The sequence below is a fragment of the Pseudomonas sp. B7 genome (genome assembly GCF_016735645.1).
Classification (GTDB): domain Bacteria; phylum Pseudomonadota; class Gammaproteobacteria; order Pseudomonadales; family Pseudomonadaceae; genus Aquipseudomonas; species Aquipseudomonas glycinae.
Window position 1 is genome coordinate 340,688 of record NZ_JAERRE010000001.1, and the last position, 16,407, is coordinate 357,094.

The following is a 16,407-nucleotide window of genomic DNA, read 5'->3' on the forward strand; positions in this document are numbered from 1 at the left end:
ATCTCGTGTCCAACGTCGTTGCCGATCATCTGGTTTTGCTCGACCACCTGCGCAGTATCCTGGTCGCCGTAGGTGAGGCCGATCAGGTTCCCGAAGAAAGCCATGCCCTGTTCCTGGAGCGTTTCGACGAACTGCTGGCATCCCTGCCGATCGAGCCGATCGAAAGCCAATACCTGGGCCAGGACATCCTGACTCAAGTGATTACCCGTTACCCGCAAATTGCCCACCTGATCCCGCGGGATCTGCTGTGGTTCTTCGCCGGCGACTGCCTGCATTACCTGTCCGACGAAGAAATCGACATGTATCAGGCGCTGGAAGAACGCCGCTACGAAGCCGAACAGAACGACGAACCGTTCGACTGGAACCAGGAAAAACAGCTGTTGGCGATGTCCGCCCAGGACAGCAAGCACTGATTTTCGCCCGATAAAAAAGGCCCGCATGGTGATCCATGCGGGCCTTTTTTTATCAGGTCAAAGCAACCCTTCACTCTCGGGCAATTCGTACTCGGCCAACGGTTTTGCACCGCCAGACTTTCCCGGTTTGCTCAGGGTCGGCTCTTTCTCCAGGCACTCCACCAGATAGTCGATGAACACACGCAACTTCGGCGGCAGATAGCGCGTCGGCGAGTGCAGTAACCACAATCCGCCGTGGTACGACGCCAGGAACGTCCAGTCCGGCAACACCTGCACGATCAGCCCCTGCTCCAGGGCATAACGCGCGGTGAAATACGGCAGGCTGCCAATGCCGATGTGCTGCAACACCGCACCCAGACGAACGCCGGTGTGATTGGCCGCATACCGGCCGCGCACGCCGACGGTGACGGCTTTGGTGCCTTTCTTGAATTTCCAGCGCGCATCGCTCGGGGTTTCGCCCAGGTAAATGCAACTGTGGTTGAGCAAGTCGTGGGGATGAGTTGGAGTCCCGTGCTCGGCCAGATACTGCGGCGTGGCGCAGAGCAAATGGTCGATGGTCAGCAGTTGTCGCCCCACCAGTCCGGCCGGTGGGCGATCCGTGATGCGAATGGCCAGATCGACATGGTCGTCGATCAGATCCACCTGGCGGTCTTCCAGCAACAGCTCCACATCGACCTTCGGATAGAGCCGCAGAAACTCCGGCATGTGCGGATGAATCACGAAACGCCCCACCGCTTTCGGCACACTGACCCGCACCAGTCCTTCGGCTTCGTGGGTGAACTGGCCGCTGATCTCCATCACCGACTTCGCCGCGCTGACCATTTCCTGGCAACGCTTGAACACCTCTTCCCCGCCATCGCTCAAGCGCAGTTTGCGCGTGGTGCGTTGCAGCAGCCGCGTAGCCAGCGCCTTCTCCAGCCGGGAAATGCTGCGGCTGACTGCCGACGGCGATGAACCCAATTGGCGAGCGGCTTCGGAGAAGCTGCCGGTCTCGACGACCCTGACGAAAATCGCCATTTCACCGAGCAGCGGCAGGGGAAGATTTATGCTCACAGCGCAACAGTCCTTTGATGTTTGAACGGATTATCACGTTATTGCACGATTCATATAATTAAAAAAGAAACTTTAATAAGGGCATGGAATATGACGCTTCGCCTCTTTTTCCATAGTGATGACCTCAAGGCCAATGTGGAAGTCCTCGACTGCACGCCCCACGAGAACGAGTTCGCCGTTGTGTTGCGCGCCACGCTTTTTCATCCCCAGGGCGGTGGCCAACCCTGTGACACCGGCTGGATTGGCGACAGCCAAGTGCTGCGGGTCGTCCAGGAACCGGACCGGATCATTCATTTCGTCGATCAACCGATGCCACTGGGCATGACCCAGATTCGCGTCGACGAAGAACGCCGCCGCTTCAACACCCGCATGCACTCTGCCGGGCATTTGATCGGCCACTTTGTCCAGGCCATGGGTTGGATGCCGATCAAGGCACACCACTGGCCGGACGAAGGCCGGGTGCAATTCAAACCCGGTGATTCGGCCCAGGAAGTCGATGCACAAATCGTTCAATACGGCATCGGCCAATGGATCGAGCACGATCTGCCACGCCTGACGTCTCTGCGCGAAGGCGCGCGGGAAATCGGTTTCGGTGAACTGCCAGCCTATGGCTGCGGTGGCACCCATGTACGCAGCCTGAAGGATCTGGGCACAGTCACGATCGCGTCCCTTTCGCAGAAGAAAGGCACGTTGTCCGTCCACTACAGCGTGGATTGAGGATTTCGGGCGCTGCCAGATGCAGCGTCCGACGCCGGGGGAACCGCATTCGCCGGTTCCGTTGACTATTCGATAGATGGACCTGACACCATGATGCTTGACGTCGAGCGTCTCGATGAGACGTGCATAAAAAAACTGGCCAACGAAGAAGTCCTCGCCATCCGCGTCAAGGGCTTTCTGCCCCAGGCGCAGGCGATCCAGATTGGCGACAAGATTCTCGCCCCCGGCTTCGAGGGCTACATCAACGCCCCCAGCATCGGCCGCATCGGCATGGCGTTCTACGAGGCGGAAAACCAGCCGCTGCTGATCGAAGACTACTTCGAGCGCGCCACCAGCAACATCGCCGAACTGCGCAACCGCTGCGCGCCCTATTCGTCACCGGTCGACACCCTGCGTTGCATGCTCGACGAATCCTGGCCGGCGGGTGCCCACCTGGAAAACCTCTACGGTCGCAAGATGTACGTCGGCCTGTCCCGGGTAGTGAAACCGGGGGTGTGCTTCCTCGCCCATCACGACATCTTCGCCAAGGACGCCCCGGAGAGTTTTCAGGCCCGCAGCCTAGAGGCGCAGTTCGCCTGCAACGTCTACCTCAACATGCCAACCGAAGGCGGCGCATTGCAGATGTGGGAAGACGACATTTCCCCGGACCGCTTCGACGAAATGCGCGGCGACAGCTACGGCATCGACCCGGCGCTGCTCGGCCCTCCCGCCCTCGAAGTACGCCCGGAACCGGGGGATTTCATCATGTTCAATTCGCGTCGCATGCACTCGGTCACGCCGGGCGTGGCCGATCCGCGCTTGAGCCTTTCGTTTTTTGTCGGCTATCGCGGCAATGCTTCACCCCTGACTTTCTGGAGCTGAAATGACATCGAATTACCTGGGCGAGTTTCTGGCGCTGGCCACCATCCACTTTCTGGCCGTGGTCGCTCCCGGACCGGACTTCGCCGTGACCATACGCCAGAGTGTGCGCTTCGGCCGACTGGTCGGCATCTGCACGGCATTGGGTATCGGCGCGGGAATTTCCGTGCACGTGCTGTACACCCTGCTGGGCGTCGGTGCCTTGATGCACACCACGCCCTGGCTGCTGACCGTCGCCAAAGTGATCGGCGGCGCTTACATTCTTTACCTGGGCGTCAGCCTGATCCGCAGCAAACCCAAGACGGCACTGGAAGGCGAAAAAACCAGCGACGAGCCGCTGGTCGAGCAATCGCTGTTCAAGGCGTTCTCCACCGGTTTCCTGACCAACGCCACCAACCCCAAGGCCACGCTGTTTTTCCTGGCGATCTTCACCACGATCATCAGCGCCAGCACACCGCTGCAAATCCAGGCGCTGTACGGGTTGTGGATGTGCGGCGTGAATGCGTTGTGGTTCGTGATCGTCGCGCTGTTCTTTTCCAGCAGCAAAGTGCGCGTGCTGTTCATGCGCATGGGCCACTGGTTCGAGCGCAGCATGGGGGTGATTCTGATCCTGTTTGCCGGGCGTCTGGTGCTGTCGATGTAAGCACATTGATCGGAGAAGCCCGATCCAGACAGATTGGGCGGGCTTTTTCGATTCTGCGCCGCTTTTGCATTTCTGTGCGACGCGTCCCACTTCGGGGGCTCCCCTATCACTCGCTGGTGGTGTTAGTTTGCGAAACCGTCTGACGCATCGATCAGACACTTCCTACTCACTGCCTGCAAAGGAATGCCCTTAGCAATGGACTTTTCACTCAAGCAACTGGCCGCGTCGACGCTGATTCTGGCCAGCCTTTCGTCTGTCACACTGCCAGCCCACGCCAACCTTACCGAGCAGCAGAGCGCGACCATCCTCAAGACATTCAATGAGGCAAAGGTCAGTGATTTCAGAGCGTTTCTCGGCGATCTGGCCAAGAACGACCTGAGCAAGGCCGACGAACTGCGTCCAGCCATCAGCGCTTTCCTCGACAACAAGACGCTGACCACCGAACAGCAGAACGAAATTCATCGCCTGCTCGGCCTCTACACACGCTTGAAGTACGGCAACGCTGCGCTGGAAACCCTGCGTGAACTGGTGGAAATCCCGACCTTCCGCAAGGACGGTGTCGACCAGCACGACAATCCCGAATTCATCAAGATCGCCGGCAAGATCAAGGATCTGGCCGAGTCTTTCGGCCTGAACTACCGCAACATCGACAACCGCGTCTACGAAATCTCCCTCGACGGCAGCGGCAAGGACGTAGTCGGCATTCATGCTCACGCCGACGTGGTGCCGGTAACGCCGGAGAACTGGGTGCTTAAGGACGGCACCAAACTTGATCCGTTCAAGGTCACGCTGATCGGCGACCGCATGTACGGCCGCGGCACCGAGGACGATAAAAACGGCATCGTCGTGACGCTGTATGCCATGAAGGTGATCAAGGAAGAGAAGCTGCCACTGGCGCGCAATTTCAAACTGCTGGTAGACACCACCGAAGAAACCACCGGCGACGCGATTCCTTACTACTTCGAACGCAACCCAACGCCGGAGTACAACCTGGCACTGGACGGTGGCTACCCGGTAGTGATTGCCGAGAAAGGCTACGGCACGGTCATGGCCAAGTTCGCCAAGCGCAAAGCCGAGGGCAAAGGCGCAGAACTCATCTCGATGACCGGTGGCCTGGCGACCAACCAGATCCCTTCGGTTTCGGTCGTCACGCTGGTGACCGACAAACCCGCCGACCTGGCGGCCAGCCTGCAAAAGGCGGGCACCGAATACGCCAAGCGCAATGGCGGCGATTTTGAAGTGAACGCCAAGGTCGATGGCAAAGACGTCAAACTTACCGTCACCGGTGTTTCCGCGCACTCGTCCGAGCCAGAGTCCGGCGTCAACCCGGTCGCTCGCATGCTCGATTTCATCCACAGCGTGGACGGCAAGATCGCCTTCAAGCACAACCACATCACCGACGCTGCGCACTACGCCGCCGACAACTGGGGCCTGGATTACAAGGGCGGCAAGCTGGGCGTCGGTTTCGCCGATGACTTCATGGGCCCGCTGACCACCTCCCTGACCTACGTCGGCATGGACGACAAAACCTTCAAACTCGCGGTCAACCTGCGCGTACCGAAGGGCAAGTCGCCGGAAGTGCTCAAAACAGAAATCGCCGACAAACTGGCGGCCTGGAGCAAGAAAAACCATGTCGCGGTGAACTTCGACTACTCGATTGCCGAACCGATGTATCGCAACCCGGAAGGCGAGTGGGTCAAGGCGCTGCTGGCCGTGGCCACCGAAAACCTGGGCATGAAACACGAATTCGGTACCTCGGCCGGCGCCACCTCGGTGCATGAACTGCCCAACGGTGTGCAGTTCGGCCTGGCACGACCTGAGGTCAAGTACACCGGTCACACCGACGGCGAGTTCAAGACCGTTGACCAGTTCCTGCTGGACCTGCAGATCGTCACCGAAATGATGGGACGCATCGGGCAGCTGCCGAAGCTCTGATCGCGTGTCGGGCCCGCCAGATTGGCGGGCCCACAAAAAAAGGACCGCGAGGTCCTTTTCTAGTGCCTGACAAAAAATGCACAAACAAAAACGCCGCTCATTACTGAGCGGCGTTTTTGTGAATTTGGAGCGGGAAACGAGACTCGAACTCGCGACCCCGACCTTGGCAAGGTCGTGCTCTACCAACTGAGCTATTCCCGCAATGGCGTCCCCTAGGGGACTCGAACCCCTGTTACCGCCGTGAAAGGGCGGTGTCCTAGGCCACTAGACGAAGGGGACACGCTACCCGGAACACAAGGTGTGTGTTTCGGTGTCCAGATCCATCTCCGAAGATTGGGTTCTGGTTTCACTCAGCACCGCCCTGAAGCGTTGCTGTTTAAAATTGGAGCGGGAAACGAGACTCGAACTCGCGACCCCGACCTTGGCAAGGTCGTGCTCTACCAACTGAGCTATTCCCGCATTGGCGTCCCCTAGGGGACTCGAACCCCTGTTACCGCCGTGAAAGGGCGGTGTCCTAGGCCACTAGACGAAGGGGACACACTACAACATTCACTCCCTGCCGCGTTTCGCTGTGTGCTTTACGCTGCAAGTGGCGCGCATTCTATGGATGGATTGAAAGGTCGTCAACCCCCAGATATAAATTTATTTAAATCAATGACTTCGACCTGCTTTACGCACCGTTTCCGGGTTTTGCGTCGCCCGACGATTGACGCCTATATTCCGACACTCGCCAAGGCGTTATAGTCCACGGCACAGGTGATGGCAATCTGCACCCCAAGGGCCAGCATTTATATAAGCCGGTTCCTGGCCGATACAGATACAGCTTCGCCGATCCAAACCCGTCGAGCGGCGCTAGGCTCCTGTATGCCAAGCCACTACACTCGCACGCGAACCCTATAAAGAGGTCTTACCGGTGACACCACTCATGATCACCCTGCTAGTCATAGCCGGGATCGCAATCTTGATCGCCATTGGCTACATGAACCATGTGGTGGAAAACACCAAACTGGAGAAGGCCCGCACCAAGGTCGAACTCAACGACCGCCTGCGCCGTTGCGGCGAACTGACCGAAACCTTCCCCGGCCAGTTCATGACCCCGGCCCTAAAGCTGCTGCTGACCCGCCTTGAGCTGAACGTCTGCCAGCGCCTGCTGAACCTGGAAAAGACCAGCGCCACCACCAAGGCCCGCATCACCGAACTCAGCGCCCTGGTCGCCCAGGGCGAATCGATCCCGGTCAACAACCCACCGGCCCCGATCCAGACCGAAGCCAAGGCCAAAGACGTCCGCTTCCTCCTCGAAGCCCTCCACGGCCAGATCACCCGCGCCGCGCAGGACGGCTTCCTGCCACCGAACGAAGCCAAACACTGGATCCGCGAAGTCCGCCACATCCTCGTATTGCTGCACATCGAGTTCTTCAACAACCTCGGCCAGCACGCCCTCCAGCAAAACCAGCCAGGCCAGGCCCGCCTCGCCTTCGAACGCGGCGTGCAATACCTGCGCAAACAGCAGGACCCGCAAATCTACGCCGAACAACTCCAATACCTGGAAAAACTCCTGGCCCGCGCCAACGCCCAGGTCATGGACAAGATCGCCCCGGTCGAAGGCGAAGAAAACCAGCTGACCGCCGGCCTCAAAGATGTCGAGGCTGACGCGGACTGGAAGAAGAAAGTGATTTACGACTGAGTGCAGTCAGAGAGAGAAGCCACCGAGAGGTGGCTTTTTTATTGGTAGCGGGAAAGATCAAAATAAAAAGCGCCCTCACCCTAACCCTCTCCCGGAGGGAGAGGGGACTGACCGAGGTGTTTGGGAGAGGTACGCCGACGTGAGATACCGAGTCGAACTCGGTTTTTGAAACGCATGCAACTCGACTCCTGCTTTGGCTTTAGCTTTGGCTTTGGCTTTGGCTTTGGCTTTCACCACTCAACACGATGAGCGTTAGCTCGAGTACCGCTTTTGGCGTGCCGGCCCCATCGGAAGGCTGAGTGGAGGGATTTATCCGTGGGTGGGAGCGCAGCGACCGTGCGGCGAAGCCGCATGCATCGAGAGGAGGTGCAGCGAAGCAAACCGTAGGCGATGCCCCCGGATGAATCCCGGAACGAAGGAACCTCGAGCCTCAGCGAGAGGCCGAACGCAGGGGCCCAGACCTTTGGTTCCTTTGGGGCGTTTGCCAAAGGGACTCGCCGTAAGGGCGAAACCGCCAGCGGCAGCACCCGAAGCAACGGATATTCACCCCAAACAACCAACAACCTGGTCGGCCCAAAGGCCGCCAAGGTCAAAGCCGAAAGTGCCCCACCATCCCCCGCAACTCACTCCCCAACTGCGCCAGCTCAACACTCGAAGCCGCATTCCCCCGCATGGCAATCGAAGACTGATCCGCACTCGCCCGAATACTCGTCACACTGCGATTGATCTCCTCGGCCACCGAACTCTGCTCCTCGGCCGCCGCCGCAATCTGCTGGTTCATCTGCTGAATCAACGAAACCGCCGCCGCAATACTCCCCAACGCACTTTCGGTCTGCAACGCATCACTCACCGCCAGCTTCACCAGTTCGCCACTGCTCTGAATCTGCTGCACAGACGAATGCGCCGCCGAACGCAAGGCACTGACCAGCCGCTCGATCTCCTCGGTCGACTGCTGCGTGCGCCGGGCCAGCGCCCGCACTTCATCGGCGACCACCGCAAAGCCCCTGCCCTGCTCGCCCGCCCGCGCCGCTTCGATCGCCGCGTTGAGCGCCAGCAGGTTGGTCTGCTCGGCAACGCTCTTGATCACCCCCAGCACCGTGCCGATGTTCTGGATTTCCGCACTGAGGCTTTCGATGCTCGAACTGGCCGACGTCGCCGAATCCGCCAGTTGCTCGATCCGCGCCATGCTCTGGCGCACCACCTGCTGGCCGCTTTCGACCTTGCCATCAGCGGTCTGCGCCGCGAGCGCCGCTTCTTCGGCATTACGCGCCACATCGTGAACGGTGGCGGTCATCTGATTCATCGCCGTGGCGACCTGTTCGGTTTCCTCTTTCTGGCTGCTGACCTCAAGGTTGGTCTGCTCGGTCACCGCCGACAGCGATTGCGCCGAACTGGCCAACTGTTCGATACCCGCCTGTAACCCGCTGACAATCGTACTCAAGCCCGCGCCCATCTGCTGCATGGCCAGCATCAGTTGGCCGATTTCATCGCGGCGGGAGACCTCGATCGTTGCGCTCAGATCACCGGCCGCAATTTGCTGCGCCACATGAATCACGCTGCGCAATGGCGCCACGATCAGCCGGGTGATCACCCACGCCGCAATCAGCCCGACCAGCAACGCCAGCGCCGATGAGCCAATGATCAGTACCGAATTCTTTTTCAGTTCGCCCTGCATCGCGCCGTCTTGCGCGACATAGGCCTGATCGACCCGCGCCACGACTTCATCGGCCCGCTGGTGCAACTGTTGATAGACAGTCTTTTCCTGAGCCAGCAACCCGGTGTACTCGGCAAGCTTGTCGCTGAAACCGGCAATGTGCCCGGACACTTCATTGAGCACCGTCAGGTAACCCTCGTCCTTGACCGTGGATTTGAGCTGCTCGGCCTGGGCCTGAGCTTGGGCAGCCTGCTCGATATTGCCCTGACCTGCACCGTCATCACCCTTGCGGCTTTGATCCAGACGTACCCGTGCTTCGTTCATTGCCTGCAACATCAAGCGTGAGACTTGGCTGACCTGGCCAGCCTGCTCGATGAATTGCGCCCCGTCCTTGCCTTCGCTGTCTTTCAGGGTGTACGCGCCGTCATCGGCAAGACCGGCCTGCAGCACATCGAGATTGTTGGCGACGCTGGACACCGACCAACTGGCCATTTCCAGCGCCAGGTCCTTGGCTTGGGACAACGAGACGAATTCATCAAACGCCTTGCGATAGGCAACCAGCGACTGTTCTACGTCGCTCATCACCGGCACATTCGCCGAGGATTGCGCCTTGAGCCCATTGGCCATGGCAATCAGACCGTCCACACCTTCGTGCAAGGCATCGACGGTTTTCGGGTTGCCGTGCAAGGCGTAGTCCTGCTCCAGCAGCCGCACCTTGAGCAAGCCACTGTTGAGCGATGACATCTGCTTGAGGCCGTCGAAGCGCTGACTGATGGTTTGCAGGGACCAGACGCCAATCGCCGCCACCAGTGCAGTCAGCAACAACACCAACACAAACCCGATACCCAGTTTTTTTGCCATACCGAGGTTGGCAAAACGTCCTTGCACGGCCGAAATCATTGCGCGTAGCCCCCTGCCATAGTCTGTTGCCGAAGATTCGCAACGGCCTTGAACCAGCACAAGTCTCTGGCGTCGGAATAATGGCAAAAAGCTACGCACGCGTCGTTTTCAGAACGTTCGAGGTCGATCCATGGCTGTATCGCGAAAAAACTGCCGTGCCCGTGGATCACAGGCGTAAGCCACGTTGATCCGCTGCCAGTCGCAGGCTTCGCCACTGGGACTGAACGACGTTGCGCAGGACAACTGAACACCGCAGCGTAGAGCATGCCCGCGCAAACGTGTCTCATCGGCCACTGGCGAACGTGCCCAGATGAACAGGCCGCCCGTGGGCTTGCCGAACACCTCCCAGTCAGCGTCCTCCAGCGCCTGAAGGGCAGCCACACGATCAGTGGAAAGTCGCTGACGCTGACGCTGTACCAGTTTTCGATAGGCACCACTGGCCAGCAATCCGGCCAGAACCGCCTCGCAGAACCTCGAGGTGCCCATGCAACTGATCATCTTGACCCGCGCCATACGCTCGATCAGTTTGTCACTGGCCAAGACAAAACCGACCCGTAGCGAGCTGCTCAGCGTCTTGGAAAAGCTGCCGACATAGATCACCCGCTCCCCGTCATCCAGCGCGGCCAGACGAGTACCGCTGCCATTGTGCAGATCGGCGTAGACATCATCTTCAATCACCCGCAGATCGTAGGTTCTGCTCAATTGCAAGACTTGTCGCGCCACCGCCGGCGCCAGGCAACTGCCCGTGGGATTGTGGTGATGACTGTTGATGAACAGCGCTGTCGGCCTGAACTGTTGCAGTAACGCCTCGAGCGCTTCGATGTCCGGACCGCTCGGAGTGCGGCGCACCTCCAGCATGCGAATGCCGTGCAAGCGCAAAAGTTCGAACAGCGGCGCATGTCCGGGCGTTTCGACCACCACGCAATCGCCGGCCTTGAACAGGGTTCGCATGATCAGGTCCAGAGCGTGGCTGGCACCGGCAGTCGTCAGCACCTGTTCATCGAGGGCCTTGATATCCAGCAATCCGAGACGCTTGGCAATCTGCTCCCGCAACGCCGGAAGACCGAGGGGGTCGTTGTAGTTGAACAGGCTGGCCATATCGGCGCGCGCCACCTGTCGGATCGCATAACTCAGATCATCCGGCTCACGCCAACTCTCCGGCAGGACACCAGCGCCCAGCTTCAATCCGCCGCGCCAGGGCGATTGCGTAACGCGACCGTGCTGCTCGTCGCCTGCCTCGGAGCCATTACTCCCCCGGCAATAATCCGGCAACAACGCCGCCACCATGAATCCCGAGCCCTGGCGCGACGCCAGAATTCCCTGCGCCACCAGACGCTCGCAAGCCTCCATGACGCAGGACTGGCTGAGCAGATTGCGTCGAGCGATCTGTCGTACGGAGGGCAGCCGCGTCGTCGGCGGCACCTGTTCCTGCACGATCCACTCGGTCAACCCGTCAACAATCTGCTGTACAACCGGCACCATCGCCTGTCGGTCAATTCTCAATTCCATGAGCACGCAAACTCCTGTCCGTTTTGCTGGCGGCAGTAAATCACAGCCGCTCCGTTCGGGCTGTGCGACAAAACCGTCAAAAGCCTCCGTTCTAACCATTTGAAACACATTGTTTAGCGGATTCACAAAACCGCTCCCGAGGCAAAAAAAACCCGCCGATGAGCGGGTCCTTTTTGTACCAGCCGACGCTACCTTAGAAGGCAGTCACGCCACCATCCACCGCCAGCGAATGGCCGGTGGTAAACGCCGCACCATCACTGCACAGGTACAGCACGGCACTGGCAATTTCCTCGACCTTGCCGATGCGACCGACCGGGTGCATCGCGTTGGCGAATTCGCCTTTCTTCGGGTCCGCTTCATAGGCGCGACGGAACATGTCGGTGTCGATCACCGCCGGGCATACGGCGTTGACGCGGATTTTCTTCTTGGCGTATTCGATCGCAGCCGACTTGGTCAGACCGATCACCGCGTGCTTGGAGGCGGCATAGATGCTCATCTTCGGCGCAGCGCCCAATCCAGCCACCGACGCGGTGTTGACGATCGCCCCGCCGCCCTGCGCCAGCAGCAACGGCAGCTGATACTTCATGCACAGCCACACGCCCTTGACGTTGACGCCCATGATCGCGTCGAACTCGTCCATCGAGCCTTCGGCCAGTTTGCCCTTCTCGATTTCGATCCCGGCATTGTTGAAGGCATAGTCGAGACGGCCGTAGGTATTGATCACCTCGTCCATCAGATTCTTCACTTCGCTTTCGACGGTCACGTTGCAGCGCACGAAGGTCGCTTCGCCGCCGGCTGTACGAATCAGCGCCACGGTGCCCTCGCCCCCGGCCGCATCCAGATCGGCCACCACCACTTTCAGACCTTCGGCGGCGAACGCCTGGGCCGTCGCGCGGCCGATGCCGTTGGCCGCGCCGGTGACGACGGCTACCTGACCGGAAAACGTCATGCTCATTGTTATGTCCTCGAATGCGGGGGGATTGATGAAGGCAGCATAGCCACAGGGGCCTGAGTGACGTCAGCACTATCAAAAGGCCGGTTAGGCTTGCATGAATCGCAGTGATGAAACCCATGGATCGACTATCACCGTACTGGATCGGCCTGCATTCGCCCCGTGAGCCAACCTTGCGGCATCGCTCATGAAGGTCTATCAACAAGGCTTCATTCAACTCGAGTGCCAGTCATGACCAACCAGACCAATCGTCAGTTCCTGCTCGCCAAACGCCCGGTGGGCGCCGCCACCCGCGAGACCTTCACCTATCAGGAACTCCCGGTCGGCGAGCCGGCGGCGGGGCAGATTCTGGTCAAGAACGAATACCTGTCCCTCGATCCGGCCATGCGCGGCTGGATGAACGAAGGCAAATCCTACATTCCGCCGGTGGGTCTGGGCGAAGTCATGCGCGCACTGGGCGTGGGTAAAGTCGTCGCGTCAAACAATCCGGGGTTTGCCGTCGGCGACTACGTCAACGGTGCCATTGGCGTGCAGGATTATTTCCTCGGCGAGCCAAAAGGTTTCTACAAGGTCGATCCGAAACTGGCACCGCTACCGGTTTATCTGTCCGCACTGGGCATGACCGGCATGACCGCCTACTTCGCCCTGCTCGATGTCGGCGCACCGAAGGCCGGCGATACCGTGGTGTTATCTGGTGCAGCGGGCGCGGTCGGCAGCATTGCCGGGCAGATTGCCAAAATCAAAGGCTGTCGGGTGATCGGGATCGCCGGCGGCGCGGACAAGTGCAAGTTCCTGGTCGATGAACTGGGCTTCGACGGCGCCATCGACTACAAGAGCGAAGACGTGTTGGCCGGCCTTAAACGCGAATGCCCGAAAGGTGTGGACGTGTATTTCGACAACGTCGGCGGCGATATCCTCGACGCCGTGCTCAGCCGTATCAACCTGAAAGCACGCGTGGTGATCTGCGGCGCGATCAGCCAGTACAACAACAAGGAAGCGGTCAAAGGCCCGGCCAACTACTTGTCGCTGCTGGTCAACCGCGCGCGGATGGAAGGCTTCGTGGTGATGGATTACGCCGCGCAGTACGCCAGCGCCGCCCAGGAAATGGCCGGCTGGATGGCCAAGGGTCAGCTCAAGAGCAAGGAAGACATCGTCGAAGGCCTGGAAACATTCCCGGAAACCCTGGGCAAACTGTTCAGCGGCGAGAACTTCGGCAAACTGGTATTGAAAGTCTGAAAACAATGAAGGGAGCCATCGGGCTCCCTTCATTGCATCTTCAGCTGTTCGCTCAGGCCAGTTCGGCAACCACCGAGGCCAGGGCCTTGGCCGGATCCGCCGCCTGACTGATCGGACGGCCGATCACCAGATAGTCGGAGCCGGCATCCAGCGCCTGACGCGGAGTCAGGATGCGACGCTGGTCGTCCTGCGCACTGCCCGCCGGACGGATCCCCGGGGTCACCAGTTGCAGCGACGGGTGCGCGGTTTTCAGCGCGGTGGCTTCCAGCGCCGAGCACACCAGACCGTCCATCCCGGCCTTCTCGGCCAGTGCCGCCAGACGCAGCACCTGCTCCTGCGGCTCGATGTCCAGACCGATACCTGCCAGATCCTCACGCTCCATGCTGGTCAGCACGGTCACGCCAATCAGCAACGGCTGCGGACCGCTGCGCTTGTCCAGTTCTTCACGGCAGGCCGCCATCATGCGCAGGCCGCCGGAGCAGTGAACGTTGACCATCCACACGCCCATCTCGGCCGCGGCCTTGACCGCCATCGCGGTGGTGTTGGGAATGTCGTGGAATTTCAGGTCGAGGAATACTTCAAAACCCTTGTCACGCAGGGTGCCGACGATTTCCGCGGCGCAACTGGTGAACAGTTCCTTGCCCACTTTGACCCGGCACAGTTTCGGGTCCAACTGGTCGGCCAGCTTCAGTGCGGCGTCACGGGTAGGGAAATCCAGGGCGACGATGATAGGAGTCTGGCAGGCGGACATGGATGGGCTCTCAGGCAAGTCGAAATCGGCGCGCATTGTAGCGGAACCGGCGGCGGCGCGGCACCCGATGATCGGTAAATCGTCGCGCCAACCGTGATCAGCATAGCCTTGCAGGGTATTGTGTCGAACCCGATACACAACCGACACGCCGACAACATGCGCCCGCGCTAGCCTCGCCAGCCGCAACAAGTCCTTACAGCAGCCCTTCCCGCCTCACGGCCGGACGCCTATGCTGAAACCACAACCTCGCAGCCTATCTTTGTGGTTGGCGGCCTACTGGCAGATGAACAGCCTCATGCACAACTCCCAAGCCTCCGTGAACGACGAGCAGAAAGACGACAAGCGCTGGAGCATCCGTGCTCTGATCGTCGACGATGACGTGCCGATCCGCGAACTGATGATCGACTACCTGGCCCGTTTCAACATTCACGCCAGCGGCGTCACCGACGGCGCGGCCATGCGCCAGGCGATGCAGGCCGAACATTTCGACGTGGTGGTGCTCGACCTGATGCTTCCCGGCGAAGACGGCTTGTCGCTGTGCCGCTGGCTGCGCGCGGAGTCCGACATCCCGATCCTGATGCTCACCGCCCGCTGCGAACCCACCGACCGGATCATCGGCCTGGAACTGGGCGCCGATGACTACATGGCCAAACCGTTCGAACCACGGGAGCTGGTGGCGCGGATCCAGACGATTCTGCGTCGGGTGCGCGACGACCGCAGCGAACAGCGTGCGAACATTCGCTTCGACAACTGGCGCCTGAACAGCGTCCTGCGCCAGCTCATCGCTGACGATGGCCTTGTGGTGCCACTGTCCAACGCCGAATTCCGCCTGCTCTGGGTGTTCATCGAACGTCCGCGTCGGGTGCTCAGCCGCGAACAGTTGCTGGACGCCGCCCGTGGCCGCTCGATCGAAGCCTTCGACCGCAGCATCGACTTGCTGGTCTCGCGTCTGCGGCAAAAACTCGGCGACGACCCGAAAGCCCCGCAACTGATCAAGACCGTACGTGGTGAAGGCTACCTGTTCGACGCCCGGGACATTGGCTGATGCGAGCGCGCTTCGACACGCTGTTCGGCCGCCTGTTTGGCATGCTGTTGGTGGCGATCGTCCTGGCGCACTTGCTGGCCTTCGCCTGGTTCCGCCTCTACGGCCCGCCCCCCCCGCCCCCCCCGCCGGAGTTCTCGCAAAACCTCGACGGTCAACAGCCGGCTCAGGATCCACGCTACCCGCCCCGTCCACCGCGCCCCTGGTTCGGCGGGCCGATCGTGCCGCTGACCTTCCAGTTCATTTCGCTGATCATCGCCGCCTGGTACGGCGCCAAGCTGCTGACCCGGCCGATCCAGCGCCTGAGCGATGCCGCCGAGCGCCTGAGCGAAGACCTCGACAGCCCGCCGCTGGACGAAACCGGCCCCCGGGAAGCCCGGCAGGCCGCACACACGTTCAACCTGATGCAACACCGCATCCGCGAACAGGTGCAGCAACGGGCACGCATGCTCGGCGCCGTCTCCCACGACCTGCGCACCCCGCTGTCGCGGCTGAAACTGCGCCTGGAAAACATCAACGACGACAAGCTGCAGGGCCAGATGCGCCAGGATCTGGACGACATGATCGGCATGCTCGACGCCACCCTCACCTACCTGCACGAACAACGCACCAGCGAAGCGTTGCAGTTGATGGACGTGCAGGCGCTGGTCGAATCACTGTGCGAAAACGCCCAGGATCAAGGCGCCGACGTGCAGGTCAGCGGCCACTGCGCCCCGTTGCAGGTACAGCCGATGGCCCTGCGCTCGTGCATCAACAACCTGATGGACAACGCCCTGCGCTACGCCGGCCAAGCGCACATCGAACTGCAAGACCAACGCGAACAACTGCTGATCCGCGTCATCGACCACGGCCCGGGCATCGCGGCGGACAAGCGTGAAGCCGTGTTCGAACCGTTCTTCCGCCTCGAAGGCTCACGCAATCGCAACTCCGGCGGCGTCGGCCTGGGCATGACCATCGCCCGGGAAGCCGCACAGCGCCAAAGTGGCCAACTGACCCTGGCAGAAACGCCCGGCGGCGGCCTGACCGCCGTGATCCAACTGCCTCGCCGCTGAGCCCGACT

At 60.5% G+C, this 16,407-nt stretch carries 14 protein-coding genes, 4 tRNA genes and 1 pseudogene; 9 read left to right on the forward strand and 10 right to left on the reverse strand.

What is annotated here, in order from left to right:
• Window positions 1–5: 5 nt before the first annotated feature.
• Window positions 6–413 carry a PA2817 family protein gene (locus JKA62_RS01690; protein WP_007950758.1) on the forward strand — a complete coding sequence of 136 codons (408 nt, stop codon included), beginning with the start codon at window positions 6–8 and terminating at the stop codon, window positions 411–413.
• Window positions 414–470: 57 nt separating this feature from the next.
• Here JKA62_RS01690 and JKA62_RS01695 read toward each other — a convergent pair whose 3' ends face one another.
• A complete protein-coding gene (locus JKA62_RS01695; RefSeq protein ID WP_201815922.1) occupies window positions 471–1,466 on the reverse strand; it encodes a LysR family transcriptional regulator in 996 nt (331 codons plus the stop codon).
• 90 nt (window positions 1,467–1,556) lie between these two features.
• Between JKA62_RS01695 and JKA62_RS01700 the strand changes: the two genes are divergently transcribed.
• The 4 genes from JKA62_RS01700 (at window position 1,557) to JKA62_RS01715 (ending at window position 5,619) form a co-directional block, all read left to right on the forward strand.
• Entirely contained in the window at window positions 1,557–2,183 is a 627-nt protein-coding gene (locus JKA62_RS01700; protein WP_201815924.1) for an alanyl-tRNA editing protein, read from the forward strand.
• 90 nt (window positions 2,184–2,273) lie between these two features.
• Complete coding sequence (locus tag JKA62_RS01705) at window positions 2,274–3,044, forward strand: 2OG-Fe(II) oxygenase (protein WP_007952184.1); 771 nt, start codon at window positions 2,274–2,276, stop codon at window positions 3,042–3,044.
• A 1-nt stretch (window position 3,045) separates the two neighbouring features.
• Entirely contained in the window at window positions 3,046–3,684 is a 639-nt protein-coding gene (locus tag JKA62_RS01710; protein ID WP_201815926.1) for a LysE family translocator, read from the forward strand.
• Between the two features lie 195 nt (window positions 3,685–3,879).
• A complete protein-coding gene (locus JKA62_RS01715) occupies window positions 3,880–5,619 on the forward strand; it encodes a dipeptidase (RefSeq protein ID WP_201815928.1) in 1,740 nt (579 codons plus the stop codon).
• A gap of 125 nt (window positions 5,620–5,744) precedes the next feature.
• Here JKA62_RS01715 and JKA62_RS01720 read toward each other — a convergent pair.
• The 4 genes from JKA62_RS01720 to JKA62_RS01735 form a co-directional block, all read right to left on the reverse strand.
• Window positions 5,745–5,820: transfer RNA gene (locus tag JKA62_RS01720), tRNA-Gly, on the reverse strand.
• A gap of 2 nt (window positions 5,821–5,822) precedes the next feature.
• A tRNA-Glu gene (locus JKA62_RS01725) sits at window positions 5,823–5,898 on the reverse strand.
• 104 nt (window positions 5,899–6,002) lie between these two features.
• Window positions 6,003–6,078: transfer RNA gene (locus JKA62_RS01730), tRNA-Gly, on the reverse strand.
• Window positions 6,079–6,080: 2 nt separating this feature from the next.
• A tRNA-Glu gene (locus JKA62_RS01735) sits at window positions 6,081–6,156 on the reverse strand.
• A gap of 388 nt (window positions 6,157–6,544) precedes the next feature.
• Here JKA62_RS01735 and JKA62_RS01740 point away from each other — a divergent pair.
• Complete coding sequence (locus JKA62_RS01740) at window positions 6,545–7,303, forward strand: hypothetical protein (protein WP_011335462.1); 759 nt, start codon at window positions 6,545–6,547, stop codon at window positions 7,301–7,303.
• A gap of 589 nt (window positions 7,304–7,892) precedes the next feature.
• Here the strand turns inward: JKA62_RS01740 and JKA62_RS29105 are convergent.
• From JKA62_RS29105 to JKA62_RS01755, 4 genes and pseudogenes are all read right to left on the reverse strand, one after another.
• Window positions 7,893–8,774 (reverse strand): methyl-accepting chemotaxis protein, encoded by an 882-nt coding sequence (locus JKA62_RS29105; protein ID WP_371921047.1) that lies wholly within the window; start codon window positions 8,772–8,774, stop codon window positions 7,893–7,895.
• A pseudogene (locus JKA62_RS29110) lies at window positions 8,754–9,857 on the reverse strand (HAMP domain-containing protein); the annotation flags it as partial. The pseudogene JKA62_RS29110 and the gene JKA62_RS29105, both read right to left, overlap by 21 nt.
• Before the next feature lie 108 nt (window positions 9,858–9,965).
• On the reverse strand, window positions 9,966–11,366 hold the full coding sequence (locus JKA62_RS01750) for an aminotransferase-like domain-containing protein (protein WP_011335464.1): 1,401 nt from the start codon (window positions 11,364–11,366) through the stop codon (window positions 9,966–9,968).
• A 193-nt stretch (window positions 11,367–11,559) separates the two neighbouring features.
• On the reverse strand, window positions 11,560–12,321 hold the full coding sequence (locus tag JKA62_RS01755; protein WP_007917441.1) for an SDR family oxidoreductase: 762 nt from the start codon (window positions 12,319–12,321) through the stop codon (window positions 11,560–11,562).
• 228 nt (window positions 12,322–12,549) lie between these two features.
• Between JKA62_RS01755 and JKA62_RS01760 the strand changes: the two genes are divergently transcribed.
• Window positions 12,550–13,554: an NADP-dependent oxidoreductase gene (locus tag JKA62_RS01760; protein ID WP_201815932.1), complete on the forward strand. Its 1,005-nt coding sequence runs from the start codon at window positions 12,550–12,552 to the stop codon at window positions 13,552–13,554.
• A 52-nt stretch (window positions 13,555–13,606) separates the two neighbouring features.
• Here JKA62_RS01760 and pyrF read toward each other — a convergent pair whose 3' ends face one another.
• On the reverse strand, window positions 13,607–14,305 hold the full coding sequence (gene pyrF / locus JKA62_RS01765; RefSeq protein WP_007960372.1) for an orotidine-5'-phosphate decarboxylase: 699 nt from the start codon (window positions 14,303–14,305) through the stop codon (window positions 13,607–13,609).
• 295 nt (window positions 14,306–14,600) lie between these two features.
• Here pyrF and JKA62_RS01770 point away from each other — a divergent pair, with 295 nt between their 5' ends.
• On the forward strand, window positions 14,601–15,350 hold the full coding sequence (locus JKA62_RS01770) for a response regulator (RefSeq protein WP_039772900.1): 750 nt from the start codon (window positions 14,601–14,603) through the stop codon (window positions 15,348–15,350).
• On the forward strand, window positions 15,350–16,399 hold the full coding sequence (locus JKA62_RS01775) for an ATP-binding protein (protein ID WP_011335468.1): 1,050 nt from the start codon (window positions 15,350–15,352) through the stop codon (window positions 16,397–16,399). Before JKA62_RS01770 ends, JKA62_RS01775 begins: the two co-directional genes overlap by 1 nt.
• Window positions 16,400–16,407: the final 8 nt, after the last annotated feature.

Coding starts and splice junctions, on each gene's coding strand:
- JKA62_RS01715 (WP_201815928.1), top strand. CDS start 3,880: ATGGACTTTTCACTCAAGCAACTGGCCGCGTCGACGCTGATTCTGGCC.
- JKA62_RS01700 (WP_201815924.1), top strand. CDS start 1,557: ATGACGCTTCGCCTCTTTTTCCATAGTGATGACCTCAAGGCCAATGTG.
- pyrF (WP_007960372.1), bottom strand. CDS start 14,305: ATGTCCGCCTGCCAGACTCCTATCATCGTCGCCCTGGATTTCCCTACC.
- JKA62_RS29105 (WP_371921047.1), bottom strand. CDS start 8,774: ATGCTGGCCATGCAGCAGATGGGCGCGGGCTTGAGTACGATTGTCAGC.
- JKA62_RS01760 (WP_201815932.1), top strand. CDS start 12,550: ATGACCAACCAGACCAATCGTCAGTTCCTGCTCGCCAAACGCCCGGTG.
- JKA62_RS01750 (WP_011335464.1), bottom strand. CDS start 11,366: ATGGAATTGAGAATTGACCGACAGGCGATGGTGCCGGTTGTACAGCAG.
- JKA62_RS01770 (WP_039772900.1), top strand. CDS start 14,601: ATGCACAACTCCCAAGCCTCCGTGAACGACGAGCAGAAAGACGACAAG.
- JKA62_RS01740 (WP_011335462.1), top strand. CDS start 6,545: ATGATCACCCTGCTAGTCATAGCCGGGATCGCAATCTTGATCGCCATT.
- JKA62_RS01755 (WP_007917441.1), bottom strand. CDS start 12,321: ATGAGCATGACGTTTTCCGGTCAGGTAGCCGTCGTCACCGGCGCGGCC.
- JKA62_RS01775 (WP_011335468.1), top strand. CDS start 15,350: ATGCGAGCGCGCTTCGACACGCTGTTCGGCCGCCTGTTTGGCATGCTG.
- JKA62_RS01710 (WP_201815926.1), top strand. CDS start 3,046: ATGACATCGAATTACCTGGGCGAGTTTCTGGCGCTGGCCACCATCCAC.
- JKA62_RS01705 (WP_007952184.1), top strand. CDS start 2,274: ATGATGCTTGACGTCGAGCGTCTCGATGAGACGTGCATAAAAAAACTG.